This window comes from Trujillonella endophytica (assembly GCF_900110555.1).
Lineage (GTDB): Bacteria > Actinomycetota > Actinomycetes > Mycobacteriales > Geodermatophilaceae > Trujillonella > Trujillonella endophytica.
The window spans coordinates 115,080-133,222 of the sequence record NZ_FOEE01000011.1 but is presented as its reverse complement, the minus strand read 5'-3'; the positions used below and the strand labels follow the sequence as shown (position 1 = coordinate 133,222).

At 75.7% G+C, this 18,143-nt stretch carries 20 protein-coding genes; 8 read left to right on the top strand and 12 right to left on the bottom strand.

Going from position 1 to position 18,143, the window contains the following annotated elements:
* The first annotated feature begins 3 nt into the window (after nucleotides 1-3).
* Together BMY88_RS17110 and BMY88_RS17105 are read left to right on the top strand one after the other, a co-directional pair.
* Nucleotides 4-1,659 carry an AMP-binding protein gene (locus tag BMY88_RS17110; RefSeq protein ID WP_091946166.1) on the top strand — a complete coding sequence of 552 codons (1,656 nt, stop codon included), beginning with the start codon at nucleotides 4-6 and terminating at the stop codon, nucleotides 1,657-1,659.
* 142 nt (nucleotides 1,660-1,801) lie between these two features.
* Nucleotides 1,802-2,578 carry an enoyl-CoA hydratase-related protein gene (locus BMY88_RS17105; RefSeq protein WP_091946163.1) on the top strand — a complete coding sequence of 259 codons (777 nt, stop codon included), beginning with the start codon at nucleotides 1,802-1,804 and terminating at the stop codon, nucleotides 2,576-2,578.
* A gap of 90 nt (nucleotides 2,579-2,668) precedes the next feature.
* Here BMY88_RS17105 and BMY88_RS17100 read toward each other — a convergent pair whose 3' ends face one another.
* The gene (locus BMY88_RS17100) at nucleotides 2,669-2,893 is read right to left on the bottom strand and encodes a hypothetical protein (RefSeq protein ID WP_091946159.1); all 225 of its coding nucleotides are present in this window, start codon (nucleotides 2,891-2,893) and stop codon (nucleotides 2,669-2,671) included.
* 115 nt (nucleotides 2,894-3,008) lie between these two features.
* Here BMY88_RS17100 and BMY88_RS17095 point away from each other — a divergent pair, with 115 nt between their 5' ends.
* Nucleotides 3,009-3,647, top strand: a complete 639-nt coding sequence (locus BMY88_RS17095) for an MBL fold metallo-hydrolase (protein WP_091946155.1) — start codon at nucleotides 3,009-3,011, stop codon at nucleotides 3,645-3,647.
* A gap of 21 nt (nucleotides 3,648-3,668) precedes the next feature.
* On the opposite strand, the gene BMY88_RS17090 is transcribed toward BMY88_RS17095, so the two are convergent.
* From BMY88_RS17090 to BMY88_RS17080, 3 genes are all read right to left on the bottom strand, one after another.
* Nucleotides 3,669-3,950: a GlsB/YeaQ/YmgE family stress response membrane protein gene (locus tag BMY88_RS17090; protein ID WP_244524747.1), complete on the bottom strand. Its 282-nt coding sequence runs from the start codon at nucleotides 3,948-3,950 to the stop codon at nucleotides 3,669-3,671.
* Between the two features lie 173 nt (nucleotides 3,951-4,123).
* On the bottom strand, nucleotides 4,124-4,591 hold the full coding sequence (locus BMY88_RS17085) for an SRPBCC family protein (RefSeq protein ID WP_091946152.1): 468 nt from the start codon (nucleotides 4,589-4,591) through the stop codon (nucleotides 4,124-4,126).
* A complete protein-coding gene (locus BMY88_RS17080) occupies nucleotides 4,588-5,058 on the bottom strand; it encodes a MarR family winged helix-turn-helix transcriptional regulator (RefSeq protein WP_139220505.1) in 471 nt (156 codons plus the stop codon). Before BMY88_RS17080 ends, BMY88_RS17085 begins: the two co-directional genes overlap by 4 nt.
* A gap of 59 nt (nucleotides 5,059-5,117) precedes the next feature.
* Between BMY88_RS17080 and BMY88_RS17075 the strand changes: the two genes are divergently transcribed.
* Nucleotides 5,118-6,314, top strand: coding sequence for a phosphotransferase (locus tag BMY88_RS17075; RefSeq protein ID WP_091946146.1), 1,197 nt, complete (start codon nucleotides 5,118-5,120; stop codon nucleotides 6,312-6,314).
* An 81-nt stretch (nucleotides 6,315-6,395) separates the two neighbouring features.
* A complete protein-coding gene (locus tag BMY88_RS17070; protein ID WP_170861150.1) occupies nucleotides 6,396-6,983 on the top strand; it encodes a TetR/AcrR family transcriptional regulator in 588 nt (195 codons plus the stop codon).
* On the opposite strand, the gene BMY88_RS17065 is transcribed toward BMY88_RS17070, so the two are convergent.
* Together BMY88_RS17065 and BMY88_RS17060 are read right to left on the bottom strand one after the other, a co-directional pair.
* A complete protein-coding gene (locus BMY88_RS17065) occupies nucleotides 6,980-8,212 on the bottom strand; it encodes a metallophosphoesterase (RefSeq protein WP_244524746.1) in 1,233 nt (410 codons plus the stop codon). The genes BMY88_RS17070 and BMY88_RS17065 overlap by 4 nt on opposite strands.
* A gap of 44 nt (nucleotides 8,213-8,256) precedes the next feature.
* Nucleotides 8,257-9,852: a CYTH and CHAD domain-containing protein gene (locus tag BMY88_RS17060; protein WP_091946347.1), complete on the bottom strand. Its 1,596-nt coding sequence runs from the start codon at nucleotides 9,850-9,852 to the stop codon at nucleotides 8,257-8,259.
* A gap of 197 nt (nucleotides 9,853-10,049) precedes the next feature.
* On the opposite strand from BMY88_RS17060, the gene BMY88_RS24710 reads away from it, so the two are divergent.
* Nucleotides 10,050-11,018 carry a PRC and DUF2382 domain-containing protein gene (locus BMY88_RS24710; protein WP_091946140.1) on the top strand — a complete coding sequence of 323 codons (969 nt, stop codon included), beginning with the start codon at nucleotides 10,050-10,052 and terminating at the stop codon, nucleotides 11,016-11,018.
* A gap of 42 nt (nucleotides 11,019-11,060) precedes the next feature.
* Here BMY88_RS24710 and BMY88_RS17050 read toward each other — a convergent pair whose 3' ends face one another.
* Entirely contained in the window at nucleotides 11,061-11,690 is a 630-nt protein-coding gene (locus tag BMY88_RS17050; RefSeq protein WP_091946137.1) for a TetR/AcrR family transcriptional regulator, read from the bottom strand.
* 74 nt (nucleotides 11,691-11,764) lie between these two features.
* Here BMY88_RS17050 and BMY88_RS17045 point away from each other — a divergent pair, with 74 nt between their 5' ends.
* The gene (locus BMY88_RS17045; RefSeq protein WP_091946134.1) at nucleotides 11,765-12,130 is read left to right on the top strand and encodes a DsrE family protein; all 366 of its coding nucleotides are present in this window, start codon (nucleotides 11,765-11,767) and stop codon (nucleotides 12,128-12,130) included.
* An 81-nt stretch (nucleotides 12,131-12,211) separates the two neighbouring features.
* A complete protein-coding gene (locus tag BMY88_RS17040) occupies nucleotides 12,212-13,816 on the top strand; it encodes a Na+/H+ antiporter (protein ID WP_091946131.1) in 1,605 nt (534 codons plus the stop codon).
* A gap of 19 nt (nucleotides 13,817-13,835) precedes the next feature.
* Here the strand turns inward: BMY88_RS17040 and BMY88_RS17035 are convergent, their stop codons facing one another.
* The 5 genes from BMY88_RS17035 to BMY88_RS17015 form a co-directional block, all read right to left on the bottom strand.
* Nucleotides 13,836-14,597 carry a nitrilase-related carbon-nitrogen hydrolase gene (locus tag BMY88_RS17035; RefSeq protein ID WP_091946128.1) on the bottom strand — a complete coding sequence of 254 codons (762 nt, stop codon included), beginning with the start codon at nucleotides 14,595-14,597 and terminating at the stop codon, nucleotides 13,836-13,838.
* Nucleotides 14,598-14,631: 34 nt separating this feature from the next.
* Nucleotides 14,632-16,146 carry an RNB domain-containing ribonuclease gene (locus BMY88_RS17030; protein WP_244524745.1) on the bottom strand — a complete coding sequence of 505 codons (1,515 nt, stop codon included), beginning with the start codon at nucleotides 16,144-16,146 and terminating at the stop codon, nucleotides 14,632-14,634.
* Nucleotides 16,147-16,222: 76 nt separating this feature from the next.
* On the bottom strand, nucleotides 16,223-16,438 hold the full coding sequence (locus tag BMY88_RS17025; protein ID WP_170861149.1) for an RNA-binding S4 domain-containing protein: 216 nt from the start codon (nucleotides 16,436-16,438) through the stop codon (nucleotides 16,223-16,225).
* Between the two features lie 5 nt (nucleotides 16,439-16,443).
* Nucleotides 16,444-17,178, bottom strand: a complete 735-nt coding sequence (locus BMY88_RS17020) for an MOSC domain-containing protein (protein ID WP_244524744.1) — start codon at nucleotides 17,176-17,178, stop codon at nucleotides 16,444-16,446.
* On the bottom strand, nucleotides 17,171-18,112 hold the full coding sequence (locus tag BMY88_RS17015; protein ID WP_091946122.1) for an aldose 1-epimerase family protein: 942 nt from the start codon (nucleotides 18,110-18,112) through the stop codon (nucleotides 17,171-17,173). The genes BMY88_RS17020 and BMY88_RS17015 overlap by 8 nt, the downstream gene beginning before the upstream one ends.
* Between the last annotated feature and the right edge of the window lie 31 nt (nucleotides 18,113-18,143).

The window sequence follows — 18,143 nt, the reverse complement described above, 5'->3', positions numbered from 1 at the left end:
GGCGTGAGCGCCTACGACGACCGCCCCTGGCTGGGCCGCTACGGCGACCAGCCGGCCGACTACGAGATCGAGTTCCCGGACGCGCTGGCCATGTTCCGCGCCGGCGTCGAGCGCGACCCCGACGGCGTCGCCCTGCAGTACTTCGACGGCAGCGTCTCCCGGCGGGAGCTCGACGAGCTCAGCGACGCCCTCGCCGTCGGCCTGCTGGCGTCGGGCTTCTCGGCCGGGGACCGCCTCGCCGTCTACGTGCAGAACGTGCCCCAGTTCGTCATCGCGATGGTGGCCACCTGGAAGGCCGGCGGCGTCATGGTGTCGATCAACCCGATGAGCCGGACGCGGGAGCTGTCGTACCTGCTGAAGGACTCCGGCGCGACGGTCCTGCTCTCCCTGGAGTCGCTGTACGGCGACGTGGCCCGCGAGGTGGTGCCGGACACCGACGTCCGGCTCGTCCTGACCACCAGCGAGCTGGACTTCCAGACCCGCGACGACGAGCGGCTGTTCGCCGGCACCGTGCGGCAGCGGCACGAGGGGACCGAGGACCTGCTGGAGTTCGCCGGCCGGTACCGCGGGCAGTTCCCGCCGCCCGTCGACCTGGGGCCGGACGACGTGGCGTTCCTGACGTACACCTCGGGCACCACCGGCGTGCCCAAGGGCGCGATGAACACGCACCGGAACGTCGTGTTCACGGCGCAGGCCTACCGGGACTGGGTGCACGCCGGACGGGACGGGCCGATCTTCGGCGTCGCTCCGCTGTTCCACATCACCGGGCTGATCGGGCACATCGCCGTGAGCCTGCTCGTGCCGGCGCCGCTCGTGCTCGCCTACCGGTTCGAGCCGCAGGTGGTGCTCGACGCCCTCCTGGAACACCGGCCGACGTTCACCATCGGGGCGATCACCGCGCTCAACGCCCTGCTGGACGCACCGGGCTTCACCCGCGACCATTTCTCCTCGTTCACCTCGGTCTACTCCGGGGGCGCCGCGATCTCCCCCACCGCGGAGAAGGCGTTCCGGGACGCGACGGGCATCCAGGTGCACGTCGCCTACGGGCTCACCGAGACGACGTCGCCGATGACGCTGACCCCGTTCGGCTCGCCGTCGCCGGTGGACCCGACCTCCGGGGCGCTGTCGGTGGGCACGCCGACGCCCAACACCGTCGTCCGCATCCAGGACGACGACGGGCAGGACCTGCCGCTGGGCGAGGTGGGCGAGATCGTCGCCGAGGGCCCGCAGGTCGTGGCCGGCTACTGGGGCAAGCCGGAGGAGACCGCCGCCAACCTCCCCGGTGGGGCGCTGCGCAGCGGGGACGTCGGCTTCATGGACCCGGACGGCTGGGTGTACATCGTCGACCGCAAGAAGGACATGATCAACGCGTCGGGCTACAAGGTCTGGCCGCGGGAGGTCGAGGACGTGCTGGCCGAGCACCCGGCGGTACGGGAGGCCGCAGTCGTCGGCGTCCCGGACGCCAAGCGGGGCGAGACCGTGAAGGCCTACGTCAGCCTGCGGGCCGGCACGGAGGTGACCCCGGAGGAGCTCATCGCGCACTGCAAGGAGCGGATGGCCGCCTACAAGTACCCGCGGCAGGTCGAGATCATCGACGAGCTGCCCAAGACGGTGACCGGCAAGATCCTCCGCCGGGAACTCCGGGATCAGGTCCCCTGATCCCGCAGCGTCCTCCCTCACGGTCTGCGGTGGGGGAGGACGCGCTGCGGTGAGGGAGGACGGCGTCGGGCCCGCACCGGGGGCGTGGCAGGGTGTCGGCCGGACCGCGGCGGGCGCGGTCCAACGCGGAAGGCGGACGACGATGGCGGACACGGTGTCGCGGCAGGACGCGGACGGCGTCGCGACGATCACCCTCCTGCGGCCCGGGCTGACCTCCGCCCTGCGCCGGGAGCTGCTGGGCGTCGTCACCGAGGTGGCCGCCGACGAGTCGGTCCGGGCGGTGCTGCTCACCGGGTCCGGCCGGGCCTTCTGCGTCGGCCAGGACCTCGCCGAGCACGTGGAGTCGCTGCGCGGCAACGCCGCGACGTCGCTGCGGATCGTCGAGGAGGAGTACAACCCGCTGGTCCTGGCCCTGTCGGGGCTGCGGGTGCCGGTCGTGGTGGGCATGAACGGCGCGTGCGCCGGAGCCGGGCTGGGGATCGCGCTGTCGGGCGACATCCGGGTGGCCGCCGCGGGCGCCAAGTTCACGACGGCGTTCACCGGCATCGGGCTGTCCAGCGACTCCGCGCTGGCGTCGCGGCTGGTCCACTGCGTCGGGGGCTCGCGGGCCGCCCAGCTGCTGCTGCTGCCCGAGCCCTTCCCGGCCGAGACCGCCGAGCAGTGGGGCTTGGTGCACCGCGTCGTGCCCGCCGAGCAGGTGGTCGAGGAGGCTCGCGGGCTGGCGGTGCGGCTGGCCGGCGGGCCGACCGCTGCCTACCGCGCGGTGAAGACGGTGCTGGCCACCGCGGCCACCGACTCGCTGGAGGAGACGCTGGCGCTGGAGGCGCGGCTGCAGAGCCCGCTGGGCACCAGCGCGGACCACCTGGAGGCGGTCGAGGCCTTCCTCGCCAAGCGGCCGGCGGTCTTCACCGGCCGGTAGGGCCCAGGAGGCACGAAGACCTGTGGGGACGGCCCCGGTGCAGGGGCCCGCCGCGAGCTCGCGGGCGGCGGGGGGCACCGGGGTCGGTCATCAGGAGGACAGGACGACGCAGGAGACGCAGACGTCGCGCTCGGCGACCGGCCAGGCCTGCTCGACGGTGACGCGGGCCAGGGAGCCGCACAGGGTCAGCTCGCAGGCGCCGTCGACCTCGGCGGGGTCGCGGTGCACCTCGACCGCGTGCCAGAGGGCGGCCGTGGGGCCGTGGGCGCGGCTGCGGGCGGCGACGTGGGTGGTGCGCGCGATCGCGGTGGTCATGACACCAAGGTCGGCCGATGGTGGCGTCGGGCACAGTCCATCGACGCCCGTCTCACCCCACGGGGTGACCCGACCGCCCCCGGCGGTGTCGTGCCGGGCGGGGCAGGATGCGGCCATGGAGCTGACCAAGCACGGCCACGCCTGCGTCGTCCTGAGCGAGGGGGACCGCCGGCTGGTCCTCGACCCGGGCGGCTTCACCGACCCGGCCGTCCTGCGGGGCGCCACCGCGGTGCTCGTCACCCACGAGCACCCCGACCACTTCGCGCCCGAGCCGCTGCGGGCTGCGCTGGCGGCCGACCCGGCGCTCGAGGTGTGGACCAACGGCGCGGTGGCCGGCCTGCTGGACGGCCCGGCGGGCCGGGTGCACGTGGTGGGTGACGGCGACGCGGTCACCGTGGCCGGCATCGACGTCACGGTGCACGGCGAGCTGCACGAGATCATCCACCCGGACATCCCCCGGGTGGGCAACGTGGGGTTCCTGGTGGGCGGGTCCGTCTTCCACCCCGGGGACGCCTTGACGGTGCCGGGGGAGCCGGTCGGCACGCTGCTGCTGCCGGTGCACGCGCCCTGGTCGAAGATGTGGGAAGTGATCGACTACGTGCGTGCGGTGGACGCCGACCAGGCGTTCGCGGTGCACGACGGGCTGCTCAACGAGACCGGGCTGGGCCTGGTGGGAGGCCTGCTCGGCGAGCGGGGGCCCGGGACCCCGACGCCGTACAGCCGGCTGGCGCCGGGGGACTCGATCGAGCTCTGAGTCCCCCGGCGGCCGGTGGGGTCAGCGGACGGCGCGGTTGCGGCTGCCCGACGAGAGCCGCTCGGCGATGCCGACCAGCAGGACGGCCGCGATCACGGCGAAGATGAACCCGAGGACGTTGAGCTCGAACGGGCTGGTGCTGTCGTTCAGCAGGCCGCCGAGGAAGCCTCCGATGAACGCGCCGACGACACCCAGCGCCAACGTGGCGAGGATGCTCATGTGCTGCTTGCCCGGCGTGATCAGGCGAGCGAGGGCCCCGATGATGAGCCCGACGACGATGAGCCCGATGATCTGACCAATCACAGCTGTCTCCTCTAGTCCGTCCGGCCGCGGCGTTCCGGCGGTCGCCGGGTGCCCGTTGCCGGTCTCCCTGAGGCGCCGTCACCCCCGATCGGGCGCCTGGTGGCCGCTCCATACCCGCAGGGAGCCCGCTGATGCACGGGCGTCACCCGTCCGGGGGGAGAAAGATCTCGCCGTCAGCCCGGTGAGACCTGCGCCACGTGGTCGGAGACCTTCGCCAGCTCGCCGTCGACCGTGGTCTGCACCAGGCGCCGCATGCTGCGCCGGAGCAGGCGGTCGACCAGGCGGTTCCGCTCCCGGGGCTCGTGGTCGACGGTGATCGTGACCCGGGTGCCCCCCGCGGCGGCGTCGTCGAGCTCGATGCGCGTCGTCCAGGTCTCGGGGGTGAGCTCCAGCCGGGTCGTCACCGCGCGGCGCGGGCGCCACTCGACGATCTCCCCCTCCGGCGCGCCCGGGAGGGGCTCCTCACCCTCGGCGAGGCGACCGGGGACGCAGACGAAGCGAGTGCCGCGGCCGGCCGCGGACCTGCCGGGCACGACGTAGGAGACGTCGCAGACAGGGCAGTAGGGCTCGAGGACCGCCAGCGCGCGCCACACGACGTCCCGCGGCTGGGGCACCTCGCGGCTGCCGGACGCCGTCGTCACCGCTCCTCCCCGCTCCGGTCACGCAGATCGGCCAGCACGGCGCGCGCGGCCGCCCACCGATCGGCCCCGACCCGCTCGGCCCAGCCGCGCTCGGCCGCCGCGAGGGTTCCCCGCACCGTGTCGTTGACCCGGCGGCCGAGGTCGGTCAGCGCCACGATGCGCGCCCGGCCGTCGCTCGGGTCGGGCAGCACCTCCACGTACCCGCCGGCCTCCAGCGGCGCGAGGGCCTGGGCGAGCGCCTGCTTGGTCAGGCCGGCGTCGGCCCCCATGCGGGTCAGCCGCTCGCCCCCCGGCGGGACGAACGACAGGAGCCGGTAGTGCCGCACCCGCAACCCCGGGAACTCCCGGTCGCTCAGCCGGTAGAGCTCCCCCCGGAGTTCGTGCATGGCGAACTCCAGCAGCGTCGTCACCAGCGGCTCGGGGCGGACGCCGGAACCCTCGGGCCGGACGTTGACAGAGATCGTCAAGCTGCTTCACCATCTACGAGTCAGACAAGCGGCTTGACCATCCTCGCACGGAGTTCGCGATGCCGACCCTGCCCAGCGCCTTCCCGACCGGAGACGCCCCCGCCGCCCTCCCCGGCGGCACGACGCCGGCCGAGCTGCTCGCCGCGCTGCGCCGCCGGACCGGCCGGCCGGACCTGCGCATCGAGGCGCTCGAGTGCAGTCCGCTGCCGCACCGGATCTCCGCGCCGACGACGCGGGCCCTCACCCGGGTGCGGGTGCGGGCCCGCGACGGCGAGGGGCCGACGACGATCCGGCTGGTGGCCAAGGAGCTGCAGGCCGCCCGTCACGGGCTGCCGCCGCAGATGCCGCCGGCGGAGCGGGAGCGGCTGGACGCGGTCATCCCGTGGCGGCTCGAGGCCGACGTCCTCGCCTCGGGGGTGGCGGGCCTGATGCCGCCGGGGATGCGCGCACCCGACGTCGTCGCCACGACCGGGGACGACGAGGACCGGCTCACCCTGTGGCTGGCCGACGTGGATGCCCTCGACACCCCCTGGACGGCGGAGGACACCGTCCGTGCCGCCACGAGCCTGGGCCGGCTGGCCGCCCGCCGGGCGGGCACGCCCGCCCCACTCCTGCCCGGCGGCGACTTCCTCGACGGCTACCTGCGCGACCAGCTGGGGGCCTGGGCGGTGCCGTGGCTGCTGGACGACGCCACGTGGGCGCACCCGGCCTTCCTCCTTCCCGAGGTCGCCGGCCTCCGCGCGGAGGTGTGCGCGCTCGCCCGCGACGTGGCCCGCATCCATGCCCGGCTGGACGGGCTCCCGGTCCTCCCGGCCCACGGCGACGCGACGCCGATGAACCTGCTCCGACCGCGCTCCGCGCCCGGGGAGCTCGTCCTCATCGACTGGGGCATGGCCACGCCGGCCCCGGTCGGCTACGACCTGCTCCCGCTGGTGTTCGGACGCGCCGAGGCCGGCCTGGCCTCCCCCGCCGAGCTGCCACGGCTGCTCGACCTGGCCCTGACGGCCTACCGGTCCGGCCTGGCCGCCGAGGGCCTGGAGGTGCCCGCGGGCGTGCTGGCGACCGCCGTGCTCGCGGCGATCGCCCTCCGCTACCCGTGCACGACCATGCCCCTGCCCGCGCTGGTCGAGCCCGTCGGCGACGCGGCCCTGGCGCGGGCGGCGGAGCGCGGTGGCTTCGTCCGGGCGGTCCTGGACCTGCTCGCCGCGCGCGCGCCGGAGCTCGCGCACCGGGCATCGGGGGGGTTACTGCACTGAGGCGTCCGTCACGTCGCGATGATGGTCCCCCGGGGGGCGTCGGTTCCCCCTGACGAGCCCGTGACGTGGGAGGTTTCCGCCGTGAGCCAGGATCCGCGCAACCGACGCGCCTCGACGAACAGGCGCATCTACGAGGTGGCCATACGGCTGTTCCTCGAGCGGGGATATGACGCCGTCAGCGTCGGGGAGATCGCCGCGGCGGCCGGGGTGTCGGTGCCGACCTTCTACGCGCACTTCACCAACAAGGAGAACGTCGTCCTGCCGCTGCCCGACCGCCCGGCCGTGCAGGCGGCGCTGGCGGGCCGGACGTTCGGGGTGAACGTCTTCCCGGAGCTGCGCGACGCGATCCTCGACTGGCTGGCGTCCTACCAGGGCCGCGACCTCGAGGACCTGCTCGAGCGCTGGCAGATCGTCATCGCGACCCCCGGCCTGCGGCTGCGGGCAGCCGAGTACGAGCGCGCGACCGCGACGATCGTGCTGGAGGCGATGCCACCCGCCAGCGTCGCGCCGGGGCAGCTGCTGGCCACGGAGCTCGTGGTCATCGCACTCTTCTCGTCCTACACGCTGACCCTGCTCCGGTGGGCGGAGGAGGGCGGCACGCGGACGCTGGTCGACGTCGCCGACGAGGTGCTCACGACCCTGCGCGACCTGGGCGGCCCGCCCGGCTAGGCCTCGGGGGCGCGCAGCTCCACGACGGTGATCTCGGGCCGCGCGCCGATCCGCATCGGCGGCCCCCAGTACCCCGCCCCCGAGGTGACGTACAGCTGGGTGTCCCCGTGCCGGGAGAGCCCCTCGACCGACGGCTGGTCGAGCCGGATCGCGTAGTCGAACGGCCACAGCTGCCCGCCGTGGGTGTGGCCGGACAGCTGGAGGTCCACCCCGGCCGCCTGCGCCTGCTCGACCATGACCGGCTGGTGCGCGAGCAGCACGACCGGAACGCCGTCGTCCCGGCCGTCGAGCGCCGCGTCGAGGTCGGCGCCGTGCCCCGCGAGCCCCGAGCTCGCCGCCGTCCGGTCGTCGATGCCCGCGAGGTCGACCGTCGCCGTCCCCCGGCGGATCGCCACCCGCTCGTTGCGCAGCACGTCCACCCCGAGGGTGGGCAGGTGGCGCAGCCACGCGGTCGTGTCCACGAAGTACTCGTGGTTGCCCGTCACGAAGAACACGCCCTGCTCGCTGACCAGGTCGGCCAGCGGTGCCGCCTCCCGCCCGAGCTCGTCGACGTCGCCGTCGACCAGGTCACCGACGATCGCGACGACGTCGGGCCGCTGGGCGTTGACCGTCTCCACGAGGCGCTCGAACCGCCGTCCGCCGTAGGTGGCCGACAGGTGACCGTCGGAGAAGGTGACGATCCGGAGGCCGTCCAGCGCCGGGTCCAGGCCGCGCAGCGTCACCGGCACACGGCGCACCACCGGTGCGGCGTTGGCCAGGTACACGCCCGTGCCGGCCGTCCCCAGCGCGACGGCCCCCGCCGTGACGGCGAGGCCGCGGGCGAGGAACAGCCGCCGGGAGGGGTCCGGCACCGGCGGAACCGCGGCCTCCGGCACCTCGACGGCCGGCGCCCCGGCCCCGGGACCCGCGACTGCCGGAACCTCGGCTGCCGGCGTGGCTTCCGGGGCCAGACGGGACCGCCGCCCCAGCAGCAGCCGCACCGGTTCCAGCACCAGCAGGACCAGGAACAGGTAGAACGCCGTGCCCAGCCAGGTGTAGGCCAGCCAGTCCAGCGGCGTGGCGGCGGCGAGCGGGAGCGTGCGCCGCAGGAGCAGCGCCGCCACGGGCAGGACCGCCAGCACGGTGAGGACGACGGTCAGCCGGCGGCGGGTGCGGCCGGGCCGGGTCGTGCTGCGCACCAGCCGGAACCACAGGTAGGCGTGCAGCAGCGCCATGGCCAGCAGCACCACCGTGGCGAAGCCGAGCAGCGCGACGAGGGACAGCGGGCCCTCGCCTACGTCGTCGCGGCGGCGCGCAGCACCGGGCGCAGCCCGGGCTCCAGCCGCCAGAAGGCCGCGGCACAGGCGGCCGCGCGCCCCTCCTCGAGCGCGTGGATCCGGCCCCAGGTCCAGGTCGACTCCCCCGCCGCGCCGGCGGCGCGGCCCAGCCGCAGGCACCGGTCGCGGGTGGCCACCGTGTCCTGCGCGGCGCCGAGCACCTCCTGGACGCCCTCCATCGCCGTCATGAGCGCGCGGGCGGGGTCGCCCAGAACCGGGACGGCGACCTCGGCGGTGTACCGGACCCGCTTGGCCGCCTTGCGCACCTCGTGCAGCGCGGAGTCCTCGTGCGGGATCTCCTCCTCGTCGGCGCGGGCGGCAGCGATCCGCTCGGCCAGCCGCTTTCCGGAGCCCCGGATCGCGCGGGCGAGCACCGGACCCGCGGGCTCCCCCGCCGCCGCGGCCAGGGGCGGTTCCGCGAGCAGGGCGTCGAGCGCGTCCAGCACGGCGAGGTAGCGCCGGTCGGCCAGCGTGCGCAGCGCCTTCCGGCGGCCGGCCTCGGCATCCTGGACGGCGGCCGTCTGCAGGCGCGCCACGACCGGTCCGCGCACCTGCTCCAGGGGCTGCGCGTCGACGAGGGCCCGCAGGTGGGCCAGGGCGACCTCGCCGTCGCGTGCCGCCGACAGGGCCGCGCCGACCCAGCGGAGCTCCTCGCGCAGCGGGTCGGTGGCCTCGCGCTCGAGCACCGGCCGGAACGCCGCCAGGATGCTGCGGATCCGCCGGCAGGCGACGCGCAGGTCGTGCACGCCGTCCGGGTGCCCGGTGCGGACCAGCAGATCGGCCGCCTGCAGGGCCTCGACCTGCGCGCGCAGCGCGGTCAGCACCACGTCGGCAGCGGTGGAGGCGGCGGAGGCGGAGGCGGCTGCCTTCGCCTTCTTCTTCCCGCCCTTCTTCGCGCGCTTGCCGCTCTCCTTCGCCGTGGCGGAGGGAGAGAGGGCGGGCAGCCGGTCGGCGAGCACGCGGGCGAGCTTGGACGGCGAGTCCGACGGCTCGGCTCCGGCATCGACCACGGCGGCGACGAGGGCGTCCAGCAACGCCTCGTCGCCGTCGACCAGTTCGACCTCGACCTCGCGCCAGGAGGTCACGGTCGCGGCGCCCTCGGGGTCGGCGGGAAGCGCGGTGCCGACGACCGTGTCGTCGGCGACCTCGGCCAGCACCCGGCCGTCCTCCCCGAGGACCGTCGTGACCACCCGGGTCGTGTCCAGGGTCGCCACCGCGCCCACCGGAACGCTGCGGACGATCCCCAGCACCGGCTCCAGGACCGCCTTGGGCGGCAGGGCGCGGCGGGGGCCGAGCGGGTGGTGGCGCTCCTGGCGGGCGAAGCCCTCGGCGGGGAGCTTCAGGTGCCAGCCGGCGTCGGTGCCCCCGGTACGCCGGCGCAGCGTGATCCGCGCGCGGGCCAGCCGCAGGTCGGCGGTGTCGAAGTAGGTGGCCGCCAGGTGGTGCTCGACCGGTTCCCCCACCGCCGACACGCCCTCGACGGTGCTGAGGTCGGGGAGCACGAAGCCCGGCCCCGGCTCGACCTTCCGCTCGATCTCCACGTGCCCGACCACCGCGTCGTCCTCCTCGCTGCGCCGGGTCCGCAGGCGCCGGTTGTCGCCCGCGCGTCGTCCCGGTGCGCCGGTCTGGGCCGACGGTAGGCCACCCGGGGCGACGGCGTCCCCCTCCCGGATGTTCACTCCACCCGGCCGGTGGGCACGCTCCCTCCGAGAACCGTCCGCGGGGCGGTACGCCAGAGGGGAGCCCACCCATGTTGAGCGAGCGCGAGGTGTCGGCCGCCATCGGTAGCCCGGCCTACGGCCCCGACGGCGAGAGGATCGGCACGGTCGAGCACTTCTTCGTCGACGACCGCACCGGCGCCCCCACCTGGGCGGCGGTCACGACGGGCCTGTTCGGCACGCGGCACTCCATCGTCCCGGCGGTCGACGCCGCCTACGCCGACGGCGGGCTGCGGCTGCACGTGACCAAGGACGCCGTCCGGGCGGCGCCGCACCTGACCGGCGACCACCTGGACCCGACGGACGAGGCCGCGCTGCGCCGGCACTACGGCCTGGACACCGCCCTGCCGGCCACCCCCGAGACGGCCCCCCGGACCGACCCGGGCCGGCCGGCGGCGGCCGCGACCCCCTCGGCACCCGCTGCCGCCGTGCCGGCAGCGGCCGCGGTCGCACCCGGGGCACCGGCGGAGGCGGCCACCTCGGAGCCGGACACCGCCGAGACCCCGATCGTCGCGGCCGCACCCCCGCCCCCGCCGCCCCCGCCGCAGCCCACGCCGGCGGCCGGACAGCCCCCGCACGACGGCGGGATGGTGCGCAGCGAGGAGCAGCTCCGGGTCGCCACCGAGCGCGCGCCCGCCACCCGCGCGCGGCTCGTCAAGTACGTGGTGACCGAGGAGGTCCAGATCACCGTGCCCCTGCGGCGGGAGGAGTTCCGGATCGAGGAGGTCCCGATCGACGCGCCCGACCCCGGTCCGGGGGAGTCCCTCGATGCGGGCGAGGCACCCGACGGCGGCCCGTCCACCGCGCCGATCCCGGCCGTGGGCGGCGGCCTGCCCGCGGAGATCGTGCTGCACGCCGAGCGGCCGGTCGTCTCGATCGAGGTCGTGCCGGTGGAGCGGGTGCGGCTGCGCACCGAGGTCGTGACCGGCACCGAGCGGGTCACCGAGCAGGTGCAGCGCGAGCAGATCGTCGTCGACCGGAGCGGCTCCCCGGCCCGCTGACCGGGGGAGATCCGTGCCCGTGACGGGCGCGGATCTCCCCCGTCACGCGGGCGGGCGCAGGCGGCGGCGGACGACGCGGCGGGCGACCTCGAGCGCGTGCGGATCGTCGTGCAGGACGAAGTTCGTGTGCGCGGCGAGGATCACGCCGTTGAGCTCGAAGGCCAACTGCTCCGGGTCCTCGTCCGCGGCGAGCTCGCCGCGGGCCACGGCCTCCGCGGCGACCTCGCGCAGCAACTGCACGAACCCGCGCTGGAACGCGGCCACCCGCTCCTTGACCGGGCCGGGCCGGGTGCCCATCTCCAGGGCCGCCCCGGCGAAGAAGCAGCCGCCGGGGAACGTGCGCCGCGCCAGGTGGTCGAAGAACGCCTCGCACACCGCGACCAGCCGCGCCACGCCGGGCGGGGCGGCCAGCGCCGGGCCCACCACCTCCGTCGAGAAGACCCGGCCGGCCTCCTCGACGGTGGCCAGCTGCAGCGCCTCCTTCGACCCGAAGTGCGCGTACAGGCCGCTCTTGCTCATGCCCAGCGCGCCCGCAAGGTCGCCGATGGACAGCCCGTCCAGCCCCGAGACGGTGGCGAGGGACACCGCCTCGCGGAGGATCGCGTTGCGTGTGCGCTCGCCGTCGGCGCGTGCCCGGCGCGCAGGGGCCGCGCCATCCCCGACCAGAACCATGCTGACAACTTAGCACGACCGTTCGTACTCTCTCCGCCAGCACGACCGACGTGCTGAATCCGAGAGGAGAGGTCATGGCAGACAAGGCGGTCATCAGCCTGACGACGGGGATGGAGGACCCGGAGAAGGTCACCGTCGCCTTCCTGGTCTCGGTCGGAGCGGCCGAGCAGGGGCGCGAGACGCTCATGTTCCTGACCAAGGAGGCGGTCCGGCTGGCGACCGACGGCTTCGCCACCGGCACGGCGTGCGAGGGCTGCCCACCGCTGCGCTCGCTGCTGGAGCGCTACGCCGCGGCGGGCGGCCGCTACCTCGTCTGCCCGATCTGCTTCGACGCCCGCGGCCTGGACAAGGGCGTGCTGCTGCCGAACGCCGAGCTCGGCGGCACGGTCCCGATGTGGCAGTGGATCGGCGAGGACCACGCGGTCACCTTCAGCTACTGAGGCGCGCCGACCGGAGGGGATCCGATCGGGATCTCCTCCGGTCCGGTACCGCCGTGGGGTGCCGACCGGCACGATCCCCCCGTGCGCGGACTCGAGATCGTGGTGCTCGTCGGCGTCCTGGTCTTCGTCGGCGGCGTGCTCGGCCCGCGCCTGCGGGTACCCGCGCCGCTGGTGCAACTGGCGCTCGGGGTGGTCGTCGGCTTCGTCCCGGGCCTGGGCGACGTCGAACTGCCGCCCGAGGTCGTGCTCTTCCTGTTCCTCCCCGCGCTCCTGTACTGGGAGTCGCTCAACACCTCGCTGCGCGAGGCGCGGGCCAACATGCGCGTCATCACGCTGCAGGCCGTCGGCCTGGTGCTGGTCACGACCGCGACGGTCGCGGTCGCCGCGCACTGGCTGGGCCTGAGCTGGCCGATGGCCTGGGTGCTCGGCGCCGTCCTCGCCCCCACCGACGCCACCGCCGTGGCCGCGGTGGCCGGCCGCCTGCCGCGCCGGGTCTCGACGATGCTGCGGGCCGAGAGCCTCATCAACGACGGAACGGCGCTGGCCCTCTACGCGGTGGCGGTCGGCATCGCCGTGGGCGAGCTCGAGATCGGTCCCGGCGGGGTGGCGCTGCGGCTGCTCTTCTCCTACGCCGGCGGGATCGCGGTCGGCCTGGCGGTCGCGGGGCTCGTCGTCCTGGTCCGCCGCCGCCTGCACGACGTGCGCCTGGAGAACGTGCTCGGCGTCCTCACACCCTTCCTCGCCTACCTGCCCGCCGAGCAGCTGCACGCCTCCGGCGTGGTGTCGGTCGTGGTCTGCGGCCTCGCGCTCACCCAGGTGCCCGCCACGCTGATCCGGGCGCACACGCGGGTGCAGTCCCGGGCGTTCTGGGGCCTGACCAGCTACCTGCTCAACGGGTCGCTCTTCGTGCTGGTGGGGCTCCAGCTGCACGTGGTCGTCGACGGCCGGACCGGCGCCGAGCTGCTGTCGGGCACCCGCGCGGCGCTGCTGGTCGCCCTCGTCGTGATCCTCACCCGGCTGGCCTGGGGGAACACCACGCCCTACGTCATCCGGGCGCTGGACCGCCGGCCCGCCCAGCGGCTGCGCCGGGTCGGGTTCCGCCAGCGCCAGCCGTTGGCCTGGGCCGGGTTCCGCGGCGCGGTGTCGCTCGCGGCGGCCCTGGCCATCCCGGCGACCGACGCCGAGGGGGAGCCGCTGGCCGGCCGCGATCTGGTCCTCCTGGTCACCTTCGGAGTCATCGTGGTCACCCTCGTCGTCCAGGGTCTGAGCCTGCCGGCCGTCGTCCGCTGGGCGCGGCTGCCCGACGACCCCGGCGAGGGCCAGGAGCACCGGCTGGCCCAGCAGGAGGCGGCGCTCGCGGCGCTGGCGGCGCTGGAGACGCGCGCCGCCGAGCTCCGGGTGCCCGACACCGTCGTGGCCCGGCTGCGCGCGGACTTCGACGACCGGCTGCACTCCCTCGAGGTGGCGGGCCACCTGCTCGACGGCGCCGAGGAGGACGGCGACCGCGACGCCGTCGAGGCCGCGGCCACGGAGCGGCGGCTGCGGCTGGCGCTGCTGCAGGACAAGCGGCGGGCCGTGTCGCGGCTGCGCCGGGAGCACCGGATCGACGACCTCGTGCTGGTGCGGATCCAGAGCCAGCTGGACGCCGAGGAGGTCCGGCTCAGCGGCGTGGTCGAGGAGGACTGATGAAAGGCCGGCTGCAGCACTAGGCGCGGCGGTCGGGGAGGAAGCGCAGCCGGTCGCGGGTGGCGGCGACCTCGGCGGCGTCGACGTCGGCCAGCACGATCGTCTCGACCCCCGCCGCGGTGGCCAGCAGCTCGCCCATCGGGTCCACGATCCGGCTGTCCCCGGCGTGCGCGGAGCCGTCGCCGGCCGCGCCCACGCGGTTGCAGCCGACGACGTAGGCCTGGTTCTCGATCGCCCGCGCCTGCAGCAGGGCCTGCCAGTGCAACCGGCGCGCGGCCGGCCAGTTCGCCGTCACCAAGTAGACGTCGGTCTCGGGCGCGGCCCGCCAGAAGACGTCGGCGAAGCGCAGGTCGTAGCAGATGAACGGGGTGATCCGCAGGCCGCCGATCTCGACGGTCACCGGAGCCGAGCCCGCCCGGAACCGCTCGTGCTCCCCGGCGTGGGTGAACGGGTGCAGCTTGCGATAGCGGTGGACCGTTCCGTCCGGTCCCGCGAGCACGAGCGCGTTGAACGGCAGCTCTCCGTCGGGGGCGATCTCCGGGCAGCTCCCCGCCACCCACACCCCGAGCGCGGCGGCCTGCTCGCGCAGGAACGCCGACGACGGGCCGTCCTCGGGCTCGCCGATACCCGGCGTCATGGAGAAGCCCGTGGAGAAGGTCTCGCTGAGCAGCACCAGCTCCGCGCCGGCCGCCGCGGCCCGCGCCACCTGCGGGGCCAGCCGGGCGAAGTTCGCCGTCCGGTCCTCCCAGACGATGTCGTGCTGCACGGCCGCGATCCTCATGGCCCCATCCTCCCCGACGGGAGGTGCCCGGAGGTCACGCCACCAGCTCGAACCGCACCGACCGGCGCTCCACGTCGGCCTCCACCAGCCGCACCCGCACGGCGGTGCCCGGCGTCAGGGGCCCGCTGCAGCGGGCCCGGATCGCAGGCTCGGGGAGGACGACGGTGCCGCGCGTCCCCTCGGCGTCGACGGCGACGGCGTCGAAGACCTCGCCGACCCGGTGCCGCAGCAGCTCGGCCTCCGTGGCGTCGACCACCGCCCGCTCGACCGTCCGGATCCGCCGGTCGGAGGCGGCCATCAGCGCGGGGAGCTCCGGCAGGGCGGCGCGCACCGCGGGCTCGGGCGCCCGGCCGGCCGCGAGCGCCAGGCACACCTCGGTGCCGAACCGGTCGACCAGCCGCCGCAGCGGGGCGGTGACGTGGGCGTACGGCGCCCCGACGCCACCGTGGCCGCTCTGGGCCGGGGCCGATCCGTCGAAGGGGGTGTAGGCCGCGCCGCGCAGCAGGGTGGCCGCCTCCTCCAGGAACGCCGCGTGCGCCGGGCGGTCGGGATCGAGGGCCGCGACGACCGCACCGGGGGTCGCCCCGTCCCGCCAGTCGACACCGAGCGGCCCGGCCAGCCGGCGCAGCGCTTCGACCGCCTCCGGAGCCGGCGGCGGGAGCGTGCGCAGCAGCCCGACACCGCCGTCGAGCATCAGCCGGGCGGCGGCCCGGCCGGTCAGCAGCGAGATCTGGGCGTTCCACCCCTCCACGGGCAGGTCGCCGCGCACGGTGATCGTCCAGCCGCCGTCCGGGCCGTGCTCGACCTGCTGCTCCGGGGTGCCCAGCTCGATCGCCCCGCGCCCGCCGGCCCGCGCCTGCAGCAGCCGGCCGAGCTCGGGCAGCAGCGCGATGGCCTCCGGCAGCCCGCCGGAGTCGGCCTGGCCCTGCACATCGGGATAGGCGAGCTGGTCTCGGCTGCGGACCCGGGCCCGGCGGACGTCGATCGCGCGGACGTCGCCGTCGCCATCGAGCCGGATCGTCCACAGCGCCGCCGCCCGCACCTCGTCGGGCAGCAGGCTGGCCGCACCCTCGGAGAGCACCGGCGGGTACAGCGGCACGCGCCGGTCGGGGGTGTACAGCGTCGAGCCGCGGCGGCGGGCCTCGGCATCGAGGGCGCTCCCCGGACGGACGACGGCACCGACGTCGGCGATCGCGTAGCTGACCAGGTACCCCGCGCCCTCTCGCCGCAGGTGCACCGCCTGGTCCAGGTCGCGGCTGCCCACCGGGTCGACGGTGACCAGCGGGAGATCGGTGGCGTCGACGTCCGGCAGCGGCGGGGCGGCGGCCATCGCCTCCGCCTCGGCCAGCACGTCGGCGGGGAACGACTCCGCGACGTCGAACTCCGCCCGGATCGCCGAGAAGTCCGGCCCGCCGGGCAGGTCCGCGGGCCAGCGCGGCGACCGCCATCCCGCGGTCCCGGCCGGGTTCCACGTGGAACCGCTGGTGCGAGGACTCCGGCCGGTCCGCTCCTCGCTCGTTCCTCGCTGCGATGCTCCCGGAGCTGTCACCCGACCCACCCCCCGGTCGGGTTCCGCGCCCCGGTCCGCTCCTCGCTCGTTCCTCGCTGCGATGCTCCCGGAGCTGTCACCCGACGGTCACGTCCTCGATGCCCTCGATGCTCACCACGTCCCCCCGCCGCACCTGCCGCCCGCGCCGGTCCTCCGGCTCGCCGTTCACGCGGACGACGCCGGTGACCAGCACGTCCTTGACCTGGGCGCCGGTCGGCACGGCGTCGACGAGCTTGAGGAGCTGGCCGAGCCGGATGGACTCCTCGCCGGGGCGGAGGGAGACGGTGCGCATGCCGGTCATCCTCCCCCCAGGTCGATCAGCGCGTCCCCGACGGCCACCGGACCCGGTCGGGCGACCAGCGCGGCGACCGCGAGGTTCCCGCCGCGCTCGCGGTGGACGGTCTTGAGCACCCCGGTGTCCCGGCCGATGCCCCCGGGCTGGGGGCGGGTCACCATCACGCAGCGGGAGACGCGCTTGACGACGTCGAGCTCGGCGCCGCCCAGCCCGACCCGGTGACCCACCAGCTCGTCCTCCCCCGCACCGGCCAGCACGACGTTGGACCGGAACCGTCGCCGATCCCAGTCGCCGAGCGTGGCCGCGGAGACCAGCGAGACCCGCGTGCGGCTGCTGTCGTGGAACGCCCCGCGCGCGCCGTCGAAGGAGTCCCAGGCGTACTCGCCGTCGTCCCGGACGTCCTTCGGGTTCTCGTAGCGTCGCCGGCCGGGCACGTCGCCCGCGGCCCGCAGGCCCACAGCCCGGCCGAGCCACGCGGAGAGGACGGCGTCCTCGCTGGTGACGGTGCCGTCGGGCAGCACCACCTGGACCCCGCCGTCGGGGGCCAGCCGCCCGGTGGCGAACAGCAGGTCGGGCTCCCGGCGGGCGGTGAGCCCGATCCCGGTCGAGCTGTCGAACAGCGCCCACCCGCGGTCGCCGGCCAGCCCCTCCGTGCCGACCTCGGCGACCTCCAGGCGCTCCCCCTGCAGGGACTTCACCGGATAGCGCCAGAGCTCGGCGACCCGCAGCTCAGCCACCCGGCGTCCAGGTCAGCGTCCACGTGCCCGCCCAGGTGGCGGCGGGCTCGAGGACGACGAGGTCGACGCCGTCGGCCAGGGCGTTGGGCGGGCAGGTCATCGGCTCGACCGCGACGCTGCGCCGGCGCTGGCCGGGGGGCAGCGTGTCGCCGGTGTAGACCTGCAGCCACGGCCAGGAGCGGTCGACGGCGAGCTCGACCGCACCTGCCGGGCCGCTCAGCCGGACCCGCGCCCAGCCGTCCGGATCGCGGTCGAGGTCGGTGAGCGGGGTGTCGATCGACCGCTCCCCGATCCGGCCGACGGCGCCGTCGAACGGGGTGCGCTCGCCGGTGGGCAGGCCGCCGTCGGTGACCAGCGCCGTCCGGGCCGGCACGGTGAGCTCGGCGTCGGCCACGGCCCCGTCGAGGGCGCCGTCGGCAGCGCCGCCGACCGCCAGGTACGGGTGCATCCCGGCGCCGAAGGGCGCGGGCTCGGCCGAGGCGTTGCGGACCCGCACGGTCACCGACAGCCGCTGCGGCGACAGCGCGTAGTCCAGGGCGACGAGCAGCCGGAACGGATAGCCGGGGCGGGGCTCGACCGTCGTGCCGACCGTGACCGCGTCGGAGAAGCGGCCGAGCACGACGAACGGCTGCCAGGAGAGCAGCCCGTGCGCGGCGTTCGGCTTGTCGGCCGAGGCGACGTCGAGCTGCAGGTCCCGGCCGGCCCAGCTCCAGCGGCCGTCGCGCAGCCGGTTCGGCCAGGGCAGCAGCACGCCGCCGCGACGTCCGGCCGGGATCGCACCCGACGGATAGCCGTCGACGACGTCCCAGCCGCCCGCGGACAGCGCCCGGATGCCGCCGCCGCGCAGGTCGACGGCCAGCCGGGCGTTCCCGCTGACGAGCTCGACGTCGACCGGCTCGATCGGGGGCCACGGGGTGTGCGGCGGCACGCTCATGGCCGCCAGCCCACCACATCCGGGCGTGCTC